Annotated in this window: 19 protein-coding genes, 3 tRNA genes and 1 pseudogene; 17 read left to right on the top strand and 6 right to left on the bottom strand. The window is 60.3% G+C overall.

The features are described from left to right. Positions 1-49: 49 nt before the first annotated feature. Positions 50-625 carry a copper resistance CopC family protein gene (locus tag JMA46_RS01155; protein WP_207343448.1) on the top strand — a complete coding sequence of 192 codons (576 nt, stop codon included), beginning with the start codon at positions 50-52 and terminating at the stop codon, positions 623-625. Positions 626-671: 46 nt separating this feature from the next. Here JMA46_RS01155 and JMA46_RS01150 read toward each other — a convergent pair whose 3' ends face one another. From JMA46_RS01150 to JMA46_RS01140, 3 genes are all read right to left on the bottom strand, one after another. Further along, on the bottom strand, positions 672-1,250 hold the full coding sequence (locus JMA46_RS01150) for an FAD-binding protein (protein ID WP_207343447.1): 579 nt from the start codon (positions 1,248-1,250) through the stop codon (positions 672-674). Positions 1,251-1,340: 90 nt separating this feature from the next. Continuing rightward, entirely contained in the window at positions 1,341-2,648 is a 1,308-nt protein-coding gene (locus JMA46_RS01145) for a D-arabinono-1,4-lactone oxidase (RefSeq protein ID WP_207343446.1), read from the bottom strand. Next, positions 2,645-3,940: an alanine racemase gene (locus tag JMA46_RS01140; RefSeq protein WP_207343445.1), complete on the bottom strand. Its 1,296-nt coding sequence runs from the start codon at positions 3,938-3,940 to the stop codon at positions 2,645-2,647. Before JMA46_RS01140 ends, JMA46_RS01145 begins: the two co-directional genes overlap by 4 nt. Positions 3,941-4,156: 216 nt before the next feature. On the opposite strand from JMA46_RS01140, the gene JMA46_RS01135 reads away from it, so the two are divergent. Then, positions 4,157-5,161, top strand: a complete 1,005-nt coding sequence (locus JMA46_RS01135; protein WP_207343444.1) for a universal stress protein — start codon at positions 4,157-4,159, stop codon at positions 5,159-5,161. Between the two features lie 107 nt (positions 5,162-5,268). Here JMA46_RS01135 and JMA46_RS01130 read toward each other — a convergent pair whose 3' ends face one another. Further along, positions 5,269-5,523 carry an NlpC/P60 family protein gene (locus JMA46_RS01130; RefSeq protein ID WP_207343443.1) on the bottom strand — a complete coding sequence of 85 codons (255 nt, stop codon included), beginning with the start codon at positions 5,521-5,523 and terminating at the stop codon, positions 5,269-5,271. 769 nt (positions 5,524-6,292) lie between these two features. Further along, entirely contained in the window at positions 6,293-6,700 is a 408-nt protein-coding gene (locus JMA46_RS01125; protein ID WP_247646941.1) for a metallopeptidase family protein, read from the bottom strand. A gap of 128 nt (positions 6,701-6,828) precedes the next feature. Here JMA46_RS01125 and JMA46_RS01120 point away from each other — a divergent pair. From JMA46_RS01120 to JMA46_RS01050, 15 genes and pseudogenes are all read left to right on the top strand, one after another. Continuing rightward, positions 6,829-6,901, top strand: a tRNA-Glu gene (locus JMA46_RS01120). A gap of 100 nt (positions 6,902-7,001) precedes the next feature. Continuing rightward, a tRNA-Asp gene (locus JMA46_RS01115) sits at positions 7,002-7,075 on the top strand. Positions 7,076-7,135: 60 nt separating this feature from the next. Next, positions 7,136-7,208, top strand: a tRNA-Phe gene (locus JMA46_RS01110). A 148-nt stretch (positions 7,209-7,356) separates the two neighbouring features. Continuing rightward, entirely contained in the window at positions 7,357-7,839 is a 483-nt protein-coding gene (locus tag JMA46_RS01105; protein ID WP_207343442.1) for a hypothetical protein, read from the top strand. A 95-nt stretch (positions 7,840-7,934) separates the two neighbouring features. After that, positions 7,935-8,324: pseudogene (locus JMA46_RS01100) on the top strand (Asp23/Gls24 family envelope stress response protein); the annotation flags it as partial. Between the two features lie 173 nt (positions 8,325-8,497). Beyond that, the gene (locus JMA46_RS01095) at positions 8,498-8,689 is read left to right on the top strand and encodes a hypothetical protein (protein WP_207343440.1); all 192 of its coding nucleotides are present in this window, start codon (positions 8,498-8,500) and stop codon (positions 8,687-8,689) included. A gap of 59 nt (positions 8,690-8,748) precedes the next feature. Beyond that, positions 8,749-9,123 (top strand): hypothetical protein, encoded by a 375-nt coding sequence (locus JMA46_RS01090; protein WP_207343480.1) that lies wholly within the window; start codon positions 8,749-8,751, stop codon positions 9,121-9,123. Then, positions 9,120-9,695, top strand: coding sequence for a DUF6286 domain-containing protein (locus JMA46_RS01085; protein WP_207343439.1), 576 nt, complete (start codon positions 9,120-9,122; stop codon positions 9,693-9,695). The genes JMA46_RS01090 and JMA46_RS01085 overlap by 4 nt, the downstream gene beginning before the upstream one ends. Further along, the gene (locus JMA46_RS01080; protein ID WP_207343438.1) at positions 9,692-10,312 is read left to right on the top strand and encodes a hypothetical protein; all 621 of its coding nucleotides are present in this window, start codon (positions 9,692-9,694) and stop codon (positions 10,310-10,312) included. The genes JMA46_RS01085 and JMA46_RS01080 overlap by 4 nt, the downstream gene beginning before the upstream one ends. A gap of 65 nt (positions 10,313-10,377) precedes the next feature. Next, positions 10,378-10,650: a hypothetical protein gene (locus tag JMA46_RS01075; RefSeq protein ID WP_207343437.1), complete on the top strand. Its 273-nt coding sequence runs from the start codon at positions 10,378-10,380 to the stop codon at positions 10,648-10,650. A gap of 317 nt (positions 10,651-10,967) precedes the next feature. Continuing rightward, positions 10,968-12,260 carry an ABC transporter substrate-binding protein gene (locus JMA46_RS01070; protein WP_247646940.1) on the top strand — a complete coding sequence of 431 codons (1,293 nt, stop codon included), beginning with the start codon at positions 10,968-10,970 and terminating at the stop codon, positions 12,258-12,260. 225 nt (positions 12,261-12,485) lie between these two features. Then, positions 12,486-13,505, top strand: a complete 1,020-nt coding sequence (locus JMA46_RS01065; RefSeq protein ID WP_207343436.1) for a sugar ABC transporter permease — start codon at positions 12,486-12,488, stop codon at positions 13,503-13,505. After that, positions 13,502-14,392 (top strand): carbohydrate ABC transporter permease, encoded by an 891-nt coding sequence (locus tag JMA46_RS01060; protein WP_207343435.1) that lies wholly within the window; start codon positions 13,502-13,504, stop codon positions 14,390-14,392. Before JMA46_RS01065 ends, JMA46_RS01060 begins: the two co-directional genes overlap by 4 nt. 3 nt (positions 14,393-14,395) lie before the next feature. After that, on the top strand, positions 14,396-14,671 hold the full coding sequence (locus JMA46_RS01055) for a hypothetical protein (RefSeq protein ID WP_247646939.1): 276 nt from the start codon (positions 14,396-14,398) through the stop codon (positions 14,669-14,671). A gap of 44 nt (positions 14,672-14,715) precedes the next feature. Next, entirely contained in the window at positions 14,716-15,732 is a 1,017-nt protein-coding gene (locus JMA46_RS01050; protein WP_207343434.1) for a LacI family DNA-binding transcriptional regulator, read from the top strand. 24 nt (positions 15,733-15,756) lie between these two features. Here the strand turns inward: JMA46_RS01050 and JMA46_RS01045 are convergent, their stop codons facing one another. Beyond that, positions 15,757-16,599 carry a hypothetical protein gene (locus JMA46_RS01045; RefSeq protein ID WP_207343433.1) on the bottom strand — a complete coding sequence of 281 codons (843 nt, stop codon included), beginning with the start codon at positions 16,597-16,599 and terminating at the stop codon, positions 15,757-15,759.

Here is a 16,599-nt window from a genome sequence, read left to right as displayed (position 1 = left end):
AATTAACGCTGTGAAGAGTCCCGCAAACCATCAGCCGGATGAGACGAACATGACACTTCATAAGCTGGTGCGACGTTCTTTTGCGGCCATCATGGCACTCATGCTGCTGTTGTTCGGTTCCGCAGGCGGGGCGCTGGCTCATGACGCAGTCACCAGCACTTCCCCGGCTGACGGATCCACGGTGGGGAGCTTGCCGGCTGAGGTTCAGATCAGTCTGACGAACACCCCAGCCGTGATCGGCTCGGAAGTTCAGGTTCTTGACGCAGCTGGCACCGACTGGGCCAGCGGGAGCGTGGCCGTCTTGGACAAGGTCGCAACGCAGCATGTGCGCGCTGGTGCGCCCGCCGGAAAATACACGGTGAAATGGCGGCTGGTCTCTTCCGACGCCCACCCCATCGAGGGCGAATTCGCCTTTACCGCCACGGCGGCTTCCACGGCAACAGCTGGACAGGCAGTGGTGGTAGGGCCGGAAAATTCAGTTTCAGCACCGCCGCAGAGCACCCCGGAAATTTCGCAGAACAGCAATACAGCGCCATGGGCCATCGTTGGCATGGTGGTGGTCCTGCTCGGCATTGTGGTGGCCTTGGTCGTGTTGGCCCGGCGCCGCTTGAGCAACGAAGACTAAGGAAGTCTGCGCCAGCGCCAACCGGTGGACCCGCATCATGACCTTACTAAGCCAGTGCAGTCACGGAGCCCAGTTCGCTGGCTGCCAGACGGGCCGAGATCGACTGACCTGCCCGCCGTGCCTGATGCAGGATTTCCTGGGTGGTGGGAAGCGCAAGGTCACCGACCCCCACCAGGTACAGGCCCAACGCGCTCATGCCGGTACACACATCAGCGGTGGTCGTGACTCCCACGCTGCGCAGCACACGGCGGAGCTGGCCGAGCGCGCTGCGGGTAAAAACAACGCTGTGGGCGCTAAGAATTCCAGAAGCCGTCTGCGCCTGCCACCTATTTTCCATTGGCGTTGGTTGGTGGGTGCAGGTCAGCTCGAGGGCTCGGGTTTCCGGCCGCAGGTCAAGCTCGTGGCGGCGCGCATAGTGTTCAAGCAGGCGCACAATATCGCTGCGTTCGCTGAGTTCTGCCAAGCTGATGCCGCCAGTTGTGGGACCCATGGTGGGGTGCTGTTTCATGGGGCGGGAGCCATCCACCACGATGGCCCGGATGCCCTGCTGGTCGAGTTCCGCGGCCATGGCCAGGGCAGAGAAGCCCGAACCAATCACTAAGGTGGTGGTTTGTTCAGCAGTCATGGCAAATGCCTCCTCGAACGGTAGGAGAACTCTTGAGGCGCAACAGCCGGGAGCAAGACTGATGCGTGAAGCGCGCTTCTGTGATGCGGTTTAGGGAAGGACCCGATCCAAGTAGGCATTGCTGAAGATCCGCTTGGTATCGAGAACATCTCGAACCTTACAGAACTTTTCAAGGTCTGGATAGAGTGCGGAAAAGTCCTTCGATTGGAGAAAATGCCACTTTCCCCAATGCGGACGACCCGCATGGGAACGGAAGATTTCCTCGGCTGCCCGGAAGTACTCAAAGGGTACCGTTTTAATGTGTTGGTGGATGGCGATGTAGCCACTTTGACGTCCGTTGGCGGTGGAAAGAGCCATGGTGTCTGCTGCTGCGCTGCGGACCTCTACCGGGAAGGAAATCTGTAGTCCGCGACGGGTGATCATGGCGTCGAGTTCGTCCAACGCCGCTGGAATGGCCTCGACCGGCAGTGCATACTCCATTTCCCGGAAGCGCACGCTGCGCGAGGTGGCGAAGACCTTGTGGGACATATCGCCAAACTCACGGTTCCCGGTCAGCTTGGACGCCACTTTGTTCACCTGGGAAATACTGGCCGGCACCTTGCCCGTGACGTTGCACAGTGCGGAGAACAAGGCATTGGAAACCAGCACGTCATCGATGAGGCGCGCAGCGGTGGACAGTGGGGCGATGCCTTCAGGCAGGGTGCCGACGGCGTATCGAGTGTTTGTTTTTGTCAACGCCAGATCGGTGTGCGGGAACCAGTAAAACTCAAAGTGGTCGTGGTCACTGATCCGCTGCTGCCAGGAGTCCAATACGTCCGCCAAGGGCTCCGGCCGTTCCACCGCATGCAGCATGAAGGTGGCCACGCATTGCAAGGTGACGGAGGTGATAATGCCCAAGGCGCCCAGCCCCACCCGGGCAACAGCGAAGATTTCTGCATTCTCCGTCGCCGAACAGTGCACCACCTCGCCGCTTCCGTCCACCAATGTCAGGGCTTGGACCTGGGCCGCGATGCCGCCGAACTTCAGCCCCGTGCCGTGTGTTCCGGTGGAGATGGCACCCGCTATGGACTGCTTGTCAACGTCACCAAGATTTTCCATGGCCAAACCGTAGGGTGCCAACAAAGCTGGAATTTCATACAGACGCGTGCCGCCGGCGAACGTGGCGAGGTTGCCTGTGCGATCAACCTTGAGCAGCCCGCTGAGCCCGTCAAGACTCACCTGAACACCGTTTGTCAGGGCGATGTCGGTGAAACTGTGACCAGCTCCGACGGCCTTGAGCGTACCCCCGGATGCTGCGGCCGAGGCAGCCAGCACCGATACTTCAGCCACCGTGTTTGGACGGGCCACGGCACTGGGCCGGCACCGCTGGTCCCCGGCCCAATTGCGCCACTCATTCATACAAAGGCCTTGCCTTCCCCACGGTAGGTTAGTGCCCTGGCCACCCTTTGGCCGCCGTCGAGCACTTCAAGGGCATCCACATGCTCACAAATCTCACCCGACTTCGCATGCCTGAACCACACTTTGTCGCCGATCCGCAGCTGATCGGCGGCGGTGCCGCGCAACGGGCTCTGCACCTCGCCCGCGCCCTCCGTGCCAATCAGGGAGAGCCCGGCCGGGTGCACAGGAACGGGGGAGCGGTCTGCGCCAGCGGGGCCGGAGGCAATCCAGCCGCCACCCATCACCGTGACAATCCCAGGGGCCGGGCGACGGACTACCGGCACAGCAAAGCCGACGGCGTGGGCCGGGGCGAAACGTGAATAACCGTCGAAAAGCGTGGGGCCGAACAGGCCGGAGCCAGCCGCCAGCTCCGTCACGGAAGGGTCGGTGGTAGTGAGCTCAAGGCTCCCAGTCCCACCACCGTTGACGAACTCAAGATCTGCGATGTTCCGCACTGCCGCAACAACGTTGGCCCTGCGGTGGGTGATCTCCGCCATCGAAGCCCGTTGCATTTGCTGCAGGACAACGGACTTGGCCAGGTCGGCGACCTTGTTTGCCGTGTGTGGGGAGTCCTGCAGGCCCGCCACCTGGGCTTCGTAGGCCATGATTCCGACCAGCGTGAACAGTGGCCCCGCGCCGTTCTTCCAGCCGCTGACCGCCAAGGCCAGCGCGACTGCGTCTGCCCCGGTGTGGACGGGGGAGCGGTAAACACCAATGTGGCCTACTGTCCGTCCGCGCACTGACGGCCGCCACGAAGAGTCAAGGTCAAGGCAGAGCCGGATGGGAGCGACCTGAGCCACGCTTGCCAAAACGGCGGACATCCATTCCAACTGCTCGGTGGAATCCACCATCAACGTGATGCGTGAACATGCTGCAGGGTCGGTGGCCAATGCGCGCATCGCGTGCTCGTCGGCGGTGGGATAGGCAACCACGATGTCGGTGAATACCCCAGATGGGTCGCTGGCAAGCCATAGTGCTTCCGGCAGCGTGAATCCCAAAATGCCTGCAAATCCTGGCTGTTTCAAAACGGCGCGCAGGACTTCTTTGCTGCGGATCGATTTGCTGGCCACCCGGACAGGTTTGCCGGCTGCGCGGCGCAACAACGAGCCTGCATTGAAGGACAAGGCTCGGAGGTCCAGGACCGCCAGCGGTGTGGCGAGTCCGGCGCAGGCAGCGTCCGCGCCCTGCCAGTCAGCTGCAGGGGATTGGCTACCGCTGCGGCCCCGCTCCACAGCAGAATCAAGCAGTTCCAATGTTGCCTCCCGCAGTGCAAAAGGTGTTCATGGCCCCAACTCTGTCACATGTCCGGGAAACTTGGGGCCGGAGACGTGGGGCGAGTTTTTTGCCCAGTCCAGCGAGGCAACTTGACGCGCCCAGCCGAACCCGCAATAGTCACAAGTACAGGCCGCGAGGGGAAGTTGCCACGGCGTTTACCCACCCTCGGGCACACGCGAAACAGGAGGCGCAGCATGAGCAGCCCAGAGGAAACACCCCAGGCCGCAACGCCCGGTGCAGTCCCCAGCCCCACCGGGATTGTGGTCGGCATCGATGGCTCGGAGCAGAGCACCTGCGCATTGATTTGGGCCGCTCGCGAAGCGAAGTTACGCAAATCTCCACTTCATCTAGTGACCGCCTATACCGTGCCTATTTTTGCCGCTTCGGGGCTCGACGGCGGCTATGCCACCGTGGACGACGACGTCATCCGCCAAGGTGCCGAAGCCATCCTGCGCGAAGGAGCCGCAAAAGTAGCCCACCTTGATATCGAGATGGATGCAAGGGTTGAAAACGGGGACGCGGCCGGGGTGCTGCTGGAATTGAGCGAAACCGCGGAACTGCTGGTGTTTGGCTCGCGTGGCAGGGGCGGGTTCATCGGCCGCCTGCTGGGGAGCGTCAGCTCAGCATTGCCCGCCCACTCCAAATGCCCTACCGTGACGGTGCCATTGAGCTGCGCGCCACGCATGTCCGACGGGCCAGAGGGTGAAGCGGCTCAAGCAAAACTCGAAAACGTGGTCACGGTGGGTGTCGACGGTTCGGACCAGGCCCGGTACGCAGTGCTTGTGGCTGCGGAGCAGGCTGAACGTTCCGGCAGTGCGCTGCGCATCATCTGCGCCGTGCAGCCGTACACCGGGTCCTTGGCTTGGATGCCGGCACCCGTTGACCGTGAGGCGCTGTTTGCCGAGATCCAGGAACAGCTCGACGCCGGTGAGAGCTGGTTGCGCAAGCACTTCCCCAAGCTGCCCATTGAGATCAGCCTCGTTGAAGGATCAGCGGTGGAAACCCTTGTTGCTGCCACCAAGACCAGCGAACTCGTGGTCATGGGTACCCGTGGGCGCGGCGGGTTTGCCGGCATGTTGCTCGGCTCCACCACTGAAGGCGTCCGCCACCACGCGAAAGGCCCCATCATGGTGGTGCGCGACCGCGAAGATCCTCGACAAGGTGACCGCTCCGCCTTTGGGCCACTGCTGAACGTCTAGCTTAGGCAGCGCCTACATTCGAATATCGCGTTCTTTGGACAAGCAATGCGGGGCAGTCGGCATTAGCTGGCTGCCCCGCATTACTTGTACGTTCAGAACCTTGGTGCTCAATACCTGGCCGCGTAGAACCTTGCCGCGTACGGGTGCAAACTCATGGTGGACATCCACGACAACGGGGTGACGCCGATGGGCTGCCAGGGATTCAGTGCCTGGACCACTTGGTTGTTGCCCATATAGATGGCGATATGACCGAAACGGCCGTTGCCGTCGCCGTCAAAGACCAGCAGGTCCCCATACTGCATTTGGGACAGCGGGACCCGTACCAGTGCAGCCCAGAACTGGTCGCTGCCGTGGCGCGGCACTGATATTCCCGCGGCGGCAAAGCCGGGTTGAGGGGCCGAACCGCCCCCGCTGGGGTCAAGGCTGCGGCCGGCTTGGGTGGAGTGTTCGGCGGGGTGGGCACGGAGGCGTTGCTGGAAGCTGCAATTTGCTGCTGCAACGCAGCTTCCTGTGTCTTGCGGGCCAACTCGTCCACCCGGGCACCTTCCAGTGCCACGGTTGTGTTGTGCAGCGCTGCCAGCCTTTGGAACAGGGTATCTCGTTGAGCCTTATTCTCGGCGACGACGGCGGCTTGGGCATCTGCTGCTGACTGGGCACGGGCGTGCGAGGCCTTTTCTGCAGCCCTGCAGCTTCGTTCGCTTTTGCTGGAGCTGTTGCAGCCTCGGCTTCTCGCTGGTCAACGGTCACAAAGGCCGCGGTGTAGGCACTATTGGCGCCCATGGCTGCCACTGTTGAGGCTGCAAGCTTGTCATTGGCTTGGCTGCGTATCGCCTCCAGCTGAGCGGACGCGGCAGCCGTGGTGGACTCAGATTTCTTGGCCTTGTCGATGTCTTCCTGGCTGGGAATCGTGGGACTGAACGGTCGCATCGCGAACTGTTGCGCCGCCGTCGTGCTTAGGAAAGCCGTGCTGAGGGAAGCGGGGGCAAGGGCCGGGAATTGAGCAGGTGCTGCGGTGGCGGGGGTGTGGAATTCGGTTGATGCCACGGTGGCACAGTTCCTCTGACTTTAAGGCCAGTGGGAAGTCTGTGGCAACACGGGCAACTGGGTCACTATGAAACACATTGACGTCATTTATCCCCAACCCAGTTCATGCAGGCGTTCGTCGCTGATGCCAAAGTGGTGGGCAATCTCGTGCACAACCGTCACGGTAATTTCGTGGATGACCTGCTCGTGGCTCCCGCAGATTTCCAGGATGGGTCGGCGGAAAATGGTGATGCTGTCCGGCAGGGAGCCGGTGTCCCACCAACTGCTTCGCTCAGTCAGCGGGGTTCCCTCATAGAGGCCCAGCAGCACGGTGTCCGGGTCCTCGTGCGGACCGGGTTCGTAGGCTTCGGCAACGAAGATCGCCACGTTGTCCATTTCCTTGCGGATGCTGGCGGGAATCCTAGCAATGGCAGCCTGCGCGGCAGCATCAAACTCCTCCTCATTCATGTCGAAAGGGCCAAAAGAAGGGATGCTGGCCAGGGGGTTCTCGCGCATGCCCCCAGCCTAATGACTTGGAGCAGGGAAGCTCGTTTTGTGTTCTGGGCAAATAAGCCCTATAGTTTTTCAAGTCCACTTCGGACCGATGCACTGGAGACAATGCGGAGGCTTTGAAGCTGACTTAGGCCCCCATCGTCTAGCGGCCTAGGACACCGCCCTTTCACGGCGGCGGCACGGGTTCGAATCCCGTTGGGGGTACTTTGCGAGTGAGTGGTAAACCAGACAAAAAATTGCTGGTACGCTATAAATCGTGAAAATCACACGAGAGTGCTGATGGTAACAAAACAGAAGTAAGTATGGCCCTGTAGCGCAGTTGGTTAGCGCGCCGCCCTGTCACGGCGGAGGTCGCGGGTTCGAGTCCCGTCAGGGTCGCTTTGGTTTTCTTGGATGGTTCAAGGGAATCTGGTGACGAAAAGATTTTCAGATCACCAAGGCTCTGTAGCTCAGTTGGTAGAGCGTTCGACTGAAAATCGAAAGGTCACCGGATCGACGCCGGTCGGAGCCACCTTAAAGAAACCCCCGAAGTCATTCGGGGGTTTCTTGCTTTAACATTCACATCCGGTAGGTTCCCGTTAGTATCCCCTGTGATATGTGCCACAATGATGGCTCAATGGTTCACGGTTTCAAGTTCCACATGGAGGGTTCCCCTGGGCGTGTTGCGAAGTGTTCTGCGGCTGGTGCTGTTGTTGTCGATCGCGCTGATTGCCACGCTGGTGGTCTCGGCCTGTTCGCTGGTCCCAGATTTTGGTAACTCGGGAGGGGACTCCGGGCAAAATTCAGACACTGGTCAGCGGGATGGCGGTGCGAAGTCGGAAGAACTCATCCTGCCCACGAACTTGGCTGGCCTGGGTGGGAACGTTGAAGCCTGCCTGAGCGTCACGGCCGTGGTGGTGGGTGGCGGCGGATTGGTGCTTTTGAGCAAGGTGGGAGGGGCGAAGGACTCCCTCCCGGAATTGCAAAAATTGGTTCGAGAAGCCATGGCCAAAGTTCCCAGCGAAGTCAAGGGAGACCTTGCGCAACTCCTGAAGGTTCTCGATGAGAGCGGGCCCGGCGCCAAGAGCCTGGACGATGAGAAATTCCGCAAAGCCATGGAACCAGTCAGCACGTGGTTGGAAGCGAACTGCAAAGGAAAGTAGCAAGGCGCGGCAATCACCCCTTCGGTGATCGGCCACGTTGCCCTGCAACTTTGCCGTGCATAGGCTTACCGTAAGAGAAACAGAAAGGGCCGCCCATGGACTCGCATAACCAAGCTTCACAGGACCCGACCATCCTTGATGTGGAGAACAACCAGGGGCGTACGGTGATCGCTGACACGGCTGTTGCCAAGGTCGTGGCCATCGCTGCCCGCAGCGTTGCCGGAGTCCATGCCTTGGGATCGGGGGCGTCGCGGTCCATCGGTGCCATCCGCGAGGTGGTAGGTGCCGCTGACCTGACCCAGGGCGTGCGTGTTGAAGTGGGGGAATCACAAGTGGCCGTGGACATTGTCCTGTTGGCTAAATACGGGTACCCGCTGCAAACCTTGGCCGACACGGTTCGCCGGGCTGTCTATCACGCAGTGGAGGAATTGGTGGGCCGTCATGTCATTGAAGTGAACATTGAAATTACCGACGTCCATATCCCGTCCCTTGACGCTGAAAAGCCTGCAGGACGCAGCCGGCTCAGTGATCGCATGGGTGTTACCGGCAAACAGAGCGTTACTGATACGACGCGGGTTACCGGGGTTGCACCGACTGCAGTCTCAACCGACATCCTCAGCAACGATCCGAACGATCCGAACGATCCAGGGAGGAAGCCGTGAATCTTAGTGTGGTGTGTGCAGCGTTCGGGGCGTTTTTGGCCTTTATGGCCTTTGCCTTTGGTTTTTGGGGGTTCGTGGTCTCCATCATCTTCATTGCTGTTGGGGCTTTCGTGGGCCGGGCTGCCAGTGGAAAGCTCGATTGGCGCGGTGCCATTGATGCCCTGACCGGCCGGCGCTCCTCATCGTGAGCCAAGCACCGGCCAATGAAACCGCCGTGAATGGAAACACTGTGCACAAGTCGGAGACCATCGGCGGGCAGGGGGCGGTGTCACGGATCTTTGCCGGGCACAACCGGATCAGCGCACAGGCGCTGACTTCCGTGGCAAAAGTTGCGGCGGCGGAAGTCCTCTCGGTGCCGTCCACGCAAGTCCGTGTGAGTTGGTCCGACGACGCCGGAGCGCTGGCCCTGTCAGTCTCCTCACCGATGGGCGCGCCCTCCTTGAGTGAGGTCTGCCGGAATTCTGACCGGATTGCGCAGAGCGGTGGCAGCATTCTGAACCGGGCCACGGCCGCGAAGGCCAGCATTTTGGCCCGGGTTGAATGGCTGACCGGATCGCAGCTGAGCCGGGTTGACGTGCGGATCTCTGGACTGCTTGTGCGTGAGGGTGGGAGGGTTCTGTGAGTGCCTTCATGCGGCATGCGGTACGGCGGGAAACGCACTCGGCGCGCTCCGGCCTGTCGGCATTTGCAGCCATTGCAATTACCGTGCTCGCTCTCTACGGTCTGCTGGAGATGGCCTTGGCCGCCGTGGGAGAGCCAGCGTGGCTGATCGACCCGATGTCGGCCGCTGAATGGATTGCAGGCCTGCCGGGTGGGTCTTCACCCATCCTGTTGGGCGCAGCCGGTGTGTTCGCAGCGCTCGTGGGACTGGTGTTTCTTGGCCACGGGCTTCTTCCAGGGCGCCGGGCACGGCACGTGCTGGCCGACCCGCGCGTCGCAATCGTGGTTGATGACGAGGTCATTGCCGCAGCTCTGGCCAAATCTGCGCGCATGGCAGCAGGAGTTACCCGCGAACAAGTCGTGGTGGTAATTTCCGCACGGGTGGTTCAAGTAAACATCCGGCCCACGTCCGGCATCCGAATCTCCGAGGGGGACATCAAGGCTGCCGTGGAAGGTCAGCTGGAGGCCATGGCACTGGATCCCCAGCCGTCGGTCATGGTAAACCTATCTGACAGCGGGGTGATCGGGGTATGAACGGAACACCGCGCGGGCTCAACCGTTTCCTGCTGAGCCTCATCGGCCTGCTCCTCTTGCTTGCCGGCACCGGCATGGTCCTGGTGGCGGCTGTTCCTGCTGCAGCGCACTGGTGGCAGGACTACGCGTCGGCGCAGGTGGCCTGGTTGCAAGGTTACGAAGAGCGGTCACGGCTGCTGCTCACGTCACAGAGCTGGATATGGCTGGCAGCCGCTGTGTTCTTCCTCGTCGTCGTCATTTTGATGATTTCCTGGATTGCTAATCAAGGCAAAGGCCGTGCCAGCACTTTGTTGGACTATCAAGGCAACGTTGACCACGACGGGGCCGCCGGTGGGGTCAAGCTCAGTTGCGCCGTGGCTGAAAATGCGATCAAGAGCGCGTTGCTTGAAAGGACAGATTTATATGGCGTCTCCGCCACGAGCTATGACTTCCGCAACGAGGTTGGTCTGAAAGTGCGGGTTTTCCCCCGGCAGGGGGTTGCCCCTAACGAGCTGGCAGTGGATGTGGTGGAATTGGTCGGCGCGCTAGATGAACTGTTGGGGATGGAAGTTCCTGTTCTGCTGAGCATCGGCACCGGGGCTCGATCACGGTTCACGAAAGCTGAAAGAGTCCGCTAGTCTCTTCTCATCACCCTGAGAGGCAACTTGCACCAGGGCCACATCGATTCGTCATGGAGGGCAATATGACCGAGAACAATGCCGACAAGGCCAAGGAATTCGCAGCAGACGCCGCGGACAAGGCCAAGGACTTCGCCGGGGACGCCACCGAGAACATCAAGGACTTTGCGGAAGACGCAACCGAGAACATCAAGGAGTTCGCAGGTGAAGCGGCCGACAAGGCCAAGGAGTTTGCCGCGGACGCGACGGAGAACATCAAGGACTTCACCGAAGATGCCATGGAGCATGCAAAGGGACTTGGCGCCAAGATCACCGGAATGTTCAAGCACGAGAAGTAGTCACTCGGGTTTCAAGACAGGATTTTCAAGAAAGGTGGCTGGTGCCTGAATACGGGCATCGCCACCTTTTTTGTGCCCTTGGTTCAATCTCTGGAGGAGGGGCCAGGTGGCGCAGCTCGGAGAGGAATCACCACGGCCTCTGCTGATCACGGTGAAAACATGTCACGGCGATCTCCGGTGAAATAATTTGGTAACAAATTGATGCAAGCGCTTGCACTATGCCGGTTAGCCTCACTAGTGTGAGCTAAACCACTCGTGGACGCATTGGTTAGCCGCGTGCCGCATGTTGGAGTCCGTTCACTTTTAGGAGTATGAGCATGGTACGTAAAATGTCAAAGATGTACTTGCCGTTGGCAGCTATTGCAGCGGCCGCTATGGCACTTTCCGCCTGTGGCGGCGGCTCCGGCGGCGGTGGGGGCGGGGATGCCAGCGGTGACGCAGGGGCAAACCTCGACGGTCGCGGCCCCATCACGTACGTGCAGGGCAAGGACAACTCCAACGTTGTCCGTCCACTGCTCGATAAGTGGAATGCGGCCCACCCGGATGAGAAGGTGACGTTTAAGGAACAGTCCGACAACGCCGACCAGCAGCACGACGACCTGGTGAAAAACTTCCAAGCCAAGAACGTTGACTACGACGTGGCCAGTGTGGATGTCATTTGGACCGCTGAATTTGCTGCCAGGGGCTGGCTGCAGCCGCTGAAGGACAAGATGGCAGTTTCCACAGAGGGCATGCTGCCGGCAACTGTGAAGACCGGAACGTACAACGAAGTGCTGTACACACTCCCGCAGACCTCCGACGGCGGCATCTTGTACTACCGCAAGGATCTGGTCCCCACCCCTCCGAAGACTTGGGAAGAAATGATGGGCATGTGCTCCATCGCCAAGGACAAGGGCATTGACTGCTATGCCGGGCAGTTCGCACAATATGAGGGGTTGACGGTCAACGTTGCCGAGGCCATCAACACCCAAGGCGGGGAAATCATCGGCAAGGACGGCAAACCCACCGTCAACTCGGCGGATGCCAAGGTTGGGCTGGGAAACCTCGTCACTGCCTACAAGAACGGGAACATCCCCAAGCAGGCACTGACCTATCAGGAAGAGCAGGGACGGCAGTCCTTCGAAGCTGGGAAGCTCTTGTTCCTGCGCAACTGGCCCTACGTCTACAACCTAGCCAAGACGGATGGTTCCTCCACGGTTAAGGACACGTTCGGGATTGCCCCGCTTCCCGGCAAGGACGGCCCCGGTGCTTCCAGCTTGGGCGGGCACAACATGGGTGTGAGCGTGTACTCCAAGAACAAGGCAACGGCAAAGGACTTCCTTGCGTTCATGACAAGTCCGGAATCGCAGAAGTTCTACGCTACCCAGGGATCCCTGGCGCCTGTCCTCGGCGATCTGTACGACGACGCCGAGCTTGTTAAGCAGCTGCCGTACCTGCCTGTTTTGAAGACATCCATCGAGAACGCCGTTCCGCGCCCGGTAACGCCGTTCTACCCCGCAGTGACCCAAGCGATCCAGCAAAACAGTTTTGCTGCCCTGCAGGGCAGCAAAACTGTGGACCAGGCGCTGACTGATATGGAAGCGGCCATCTCCACCGCTGTCTCCAAGTAGTCCACTGTCCTGCTGCCATCCACAGGGTGGCAGCAGGACGCAAGTGAAATGCAGTTCCGGGGTCTGGTGTGCATGCCAATAGTCTGCTGTCGGCATGCGCACCGGCCGGGCCGGAGTGCAAAAGCTTATATTTTTTTGGGTCTTTCCCCGGGATGTCTGGGATCGGCAAGACCGCTGCACCCAGAGGGTGACGGCAGCAATTTGAAAGTGCTGAAAGGAGCTGGCATGTCGACACATTTAGACCCGGCGGTCAAGAGTAGCAAGACGCCCGGCAGCAAGGAGGTCGGAGCGGACCGCAAGGAGAAAACCCAGGGGCGGCTGGCTGCAATGCTGATCACCCCGACAATGGTGGTCCTTGCGATCGTGATCGCCTATCCGGTGGTCAATGCGATCATCATGTCGCTGCAGCAGGACGAAGGCCTGGATCCGGTAACGGGAACCTTTGTGGCGGGTGGCTTTGCCGGCTTCGCCAACTACATTCATTGGATTTTTCAACAATGCACCGGACCAGGCGGAACCACCGTCAGCTGCCCGCCGGGAACATTGGGTGCACAGTTTTGGTCGGCCACAGGGGTTACCTTCTTCTTCACGGTGATCACGGTCTTCTTTGAGACAATCCTTGGCTTCTGGATGGCACTGATCATGGCCCGTGCCTTCCGTGGCCGCAGCGTGCTGCGCGCGGCGGTACTGGTGCCATGGGCCATTCCCACGGCTGTCACCGCCAAATTGTGGTTTTTCATTTTCGCCTTTGACGGTATCGCCAACACCTTGTTCCACACCTCGATCCTGTGGACCGGCAGCGAAGGGCCGGCCCGTGCAGCGATCATCATTGCCGATATCTGGAAGACCACGCCATTCATGGCGCTGCTTATTCTGGCAGGCCTGCAGATGATCCCCGGGGATATTTATGAAGCGGCCAAGGTGGACGGTGCGTCCACGTGGCAGCGCTTCCGGATGATCACCCTGCCCTTGGTGAAGCCGGCCCTGATGGTCGCAATCCTGTTCCGTGTGCTTGATGCACTGCGCATGTACGACCTGCCAGCGATTATGACAGGCGGCGCCAATGGAACCACAACGCTGTCGATTTTGGTGGTCAACCAAATTCGGATCGGCTTCAATTCAGCCGCGGCCCTTTCTACCATCACGTTCTTGATCATCTTCATTGTGGCGTTCATCTTCGTTAGATTCCTGGGTGCCAACGCCGTCGAATCCGCCAGCGGTGAAGCAAAGGGGAAGCAGAAATGAGCACTTCAACAGCCACAGGCGATGCCCGCACAGCAGCGGCGAAAGGGGTGGCTCGCAGGCGGGTGATGTGGGCCAGTTCCCGCACCTACATCAGTGCAATTGTCATTGTTGTCTGGTGCCTCCTTCCGTTCTACTGGATGGTGGTTACCGCATTCCGGGACGTGGGCTACACCTTCGACCCAACCCCGTTCTTCACGCACGTCACCTGGGACAACTTCGCCACGGCGTTCTCCTCCGAGATGGGCAACCACTTGGACAGGGCTCTGCTGAACTCGTTGTTCATCTCCGGTGTCACCACAGCAGTGGCACTGCTGTTTGGTGTCTTTGCCGCCTATGCACTTGCCCGACTGAACTTCCGCGGCAAGTTCATGGTGCTGGGTGTTGTCCTGGGTGCGTCCATGTTCCCCGGCGTTGCGATTGTCACGCCGTTGTTCCAACTGTTCACGAATATCAATTGGACCGGTACCTACCAGGCGCTCATCATTCCCAATATTTCCTTTGTGCTGCCGCTGACGGTCTATACCCTGACTTCCTTCTTCCGGGAGATGCCCTGGGAGCTGGAGGAAGCGGCACGCATTGACGGGTGTACGGCAGGGGAAGCCTTCCGCAAAGTCATCATGCCACTGGCTGCACCGGCAGTGTTTACCACCGCGATCTTGGCATTTATCGCAGCGTGGAACGAATACTTGATCGCCAGCATCCTTTCCAACGATGCCACCCAAACAGTCACGGTGGCCATCGCGAGCTTTGCCGGATCCCAGCCACATCAGGAACCCTACACAGCGGTCATGGCCGCTGGCACCGTGGTCACTATTCCCCTGGTGGTACTGGTCTTGATCTTCCAGCGCAAGATCGTGGCCGGACTCACCGCAGGGGCGGTGAAGTAGGCCATGGCAGGGAGCAAGCGTGCAGACAAAAAGCAGCAGAAACAAGATGGCCTGCACATACCCACAACCCGGCAAAAGAGTGCCGAGGACTTTGACATCATCATCGGCTTTCTTGGCTTTTGGGCCGTGGTGCTCTTCGGGATAACGCTCTGGTTGGAACTCACCGGCCAGCCGGCTCTGATGTGGGCCATGGGACTGCTTCTGGTCTGCCTTGGATTGTGGGGAATGATCAGACTTCGCCGGAAGCTCCCCAAGCGGCGCGGTAAACGACCGCTCTAGGCGCAGCTTTAGGCACGACTTGGTGGACAGCGAAAGGAGCAGCCATGAGAGTCGGCATCGAAGATGTGGCCCAGCTGGCACAAGTCTCCACCGCGACCGTTTCGCGTGCGCTCCGTGGACTTCCACGGGTCAGCCCAGCGACGCGGGCGCGGGTGCTGTCCGTGGCTCAGGAACTTGGCTATGTGCCCTCACGATCTGCGAGCGGGCTGGCATCTGGACGGACTGAAACGGTTGGCTTGTTGGTGCCTTCTGTTGACCGCTGGTACTTTGGCCATGCCATTGAGGGCGTTGACCAGGTGTTGCGTGACAGCGGCTACAACCTGCTCCTGTTCAGCTTGGGTGGTACTTCCGCGTATGGGCGCCAACGCAGCTTCTCTGAAACCATGGTGCGTAAACAAATTGACGCGCTCCTGGTGCTCACCTTGGAACTCTCGCCAGAGGAAGTGCTTCAACTCCACCACACCGGCATTCCAGTGCTGTCTGTTGGGGGACCTGTTGCGGGCTGCCCGGGAGTTTTCATCGACGACAGCGCTGCAGCACAAGCTGCCACGGAGCATCTGATCGCACTGGGCCATCGGAACATTGGCTACCTTCGTGGGGGGCCCCAGGACGAGCAAGACTTCGAAGTGCCGAACCTGCGCACAGCCGGATTCGAGACTGCCATGTCACGTGCCGGACTTCAGCTGCGGCCCGAGTGGATGGTGCCTGGGAACTACACCGTGTCCGGTGGTGTCCGGGCAGCGGCGCAGATCTTCGACCTTGCAGGGGAAAACCCAACCGCTATTTTCTGCGGCTCGGATGAAATGGCGCTTGGAGTCATGTTTGAAGCGCAACGGCGCGGTATCCGAATACCTGCGGAACTTTCGCTGATCGGCATTGACGATCATGATTTTTCGGCACCGGCCGGGTTGACCACCATGGCCCAAAACCCGTGGGACCAGGGCCGGGTTGCCGCCACAATGGTACTGGCTGAACTCGGTGGGGTCGCTGGGTCAGTTCAGGAGAAGATCATGCCGTTCGCACTGCTCGAGCGGAACTCCACAGCGCCTCCCCAGCGCTAAGCGGCTCTCATAAACTGGCACGCACTAACTGGCTCGTGCCAGCTGACGGATGGGCATCCAACGGTTGGCCAGCCGGCGGTAGGCGGCAGCGGCGCCGGTGAAGTCGCCGTCGGCCAGACATTGCAACCCCATGTGGACATCAGCCGGGGAGTCGTCGGGGTGGACCCGGTTGGCCACTGGACCATAGTCAAGTTCGAGGACGCCGCCGGCATCAAAAGTGGCCAGCCAATGGGACAGATCCTGAAGCTCAGTCAGCAAGTCCAGGTCCGGTGCCATCTGCCCGAGCATGGCCAGGAACCGTTCGGCCCTGCCCAAGGCAATGGACACAGGCACCTGGATCCGCACGGTCAGGATCCTCCCGTTGGCCTCAACCACTTCCATGCGGTCATTGGCATAGACAAGAGTGAACCAGCTAAACGGGATGCCCCACGTGGAGGAGCGTGTCTGCAACGGCATTTCATGTTGGTGCGTGGCGGCGGCACGGGCCAACTCAAGCGCCCATTCCTCTTCTGAGAGCACCAGATTGGCCAAGGTCTCCATCGTTCCGTTGAGCAGCTCAGCGGCACCCGCTATCGAACGGGCCACCACCTGGTTCGGCGCATACAGTGGAGGTTCGCCCTCGCCCATGGTGAGCACGCGCACCCGGTCCCCGTCCGGCGTCGGAAGTGGGTTGGGGAGCGGCCGGCTCACCCTGCCCAGCGAATCGGCAAGTTCCCGTGCGTCTACACTGATCGTGTTTTGCGCTGGATCCAGCAGGCTTTCAAGATAGCTGAACTCTTTCGCTGTGTAGGATTCGCGGGGCAGGTAGACGCGCAGGCACGAGACAAACGGGAGCTGCACACCGCCCAAATACAGCCCATCTGTCAT

Source organism: Arthrobacter sp. E3 (genome assembly GCF_017353415.1).
In the GTDB taxonomy this organism is placed as follows: Bacteria; Actinomycetota; Actinomycetes; order Actinomycetales; family Micrococcaceae; genus Specibacter.
Note: the sequence above shows the minus strand (reverse complement) of the source record. Positions and strands in the feature narration are given on the sequence as shown.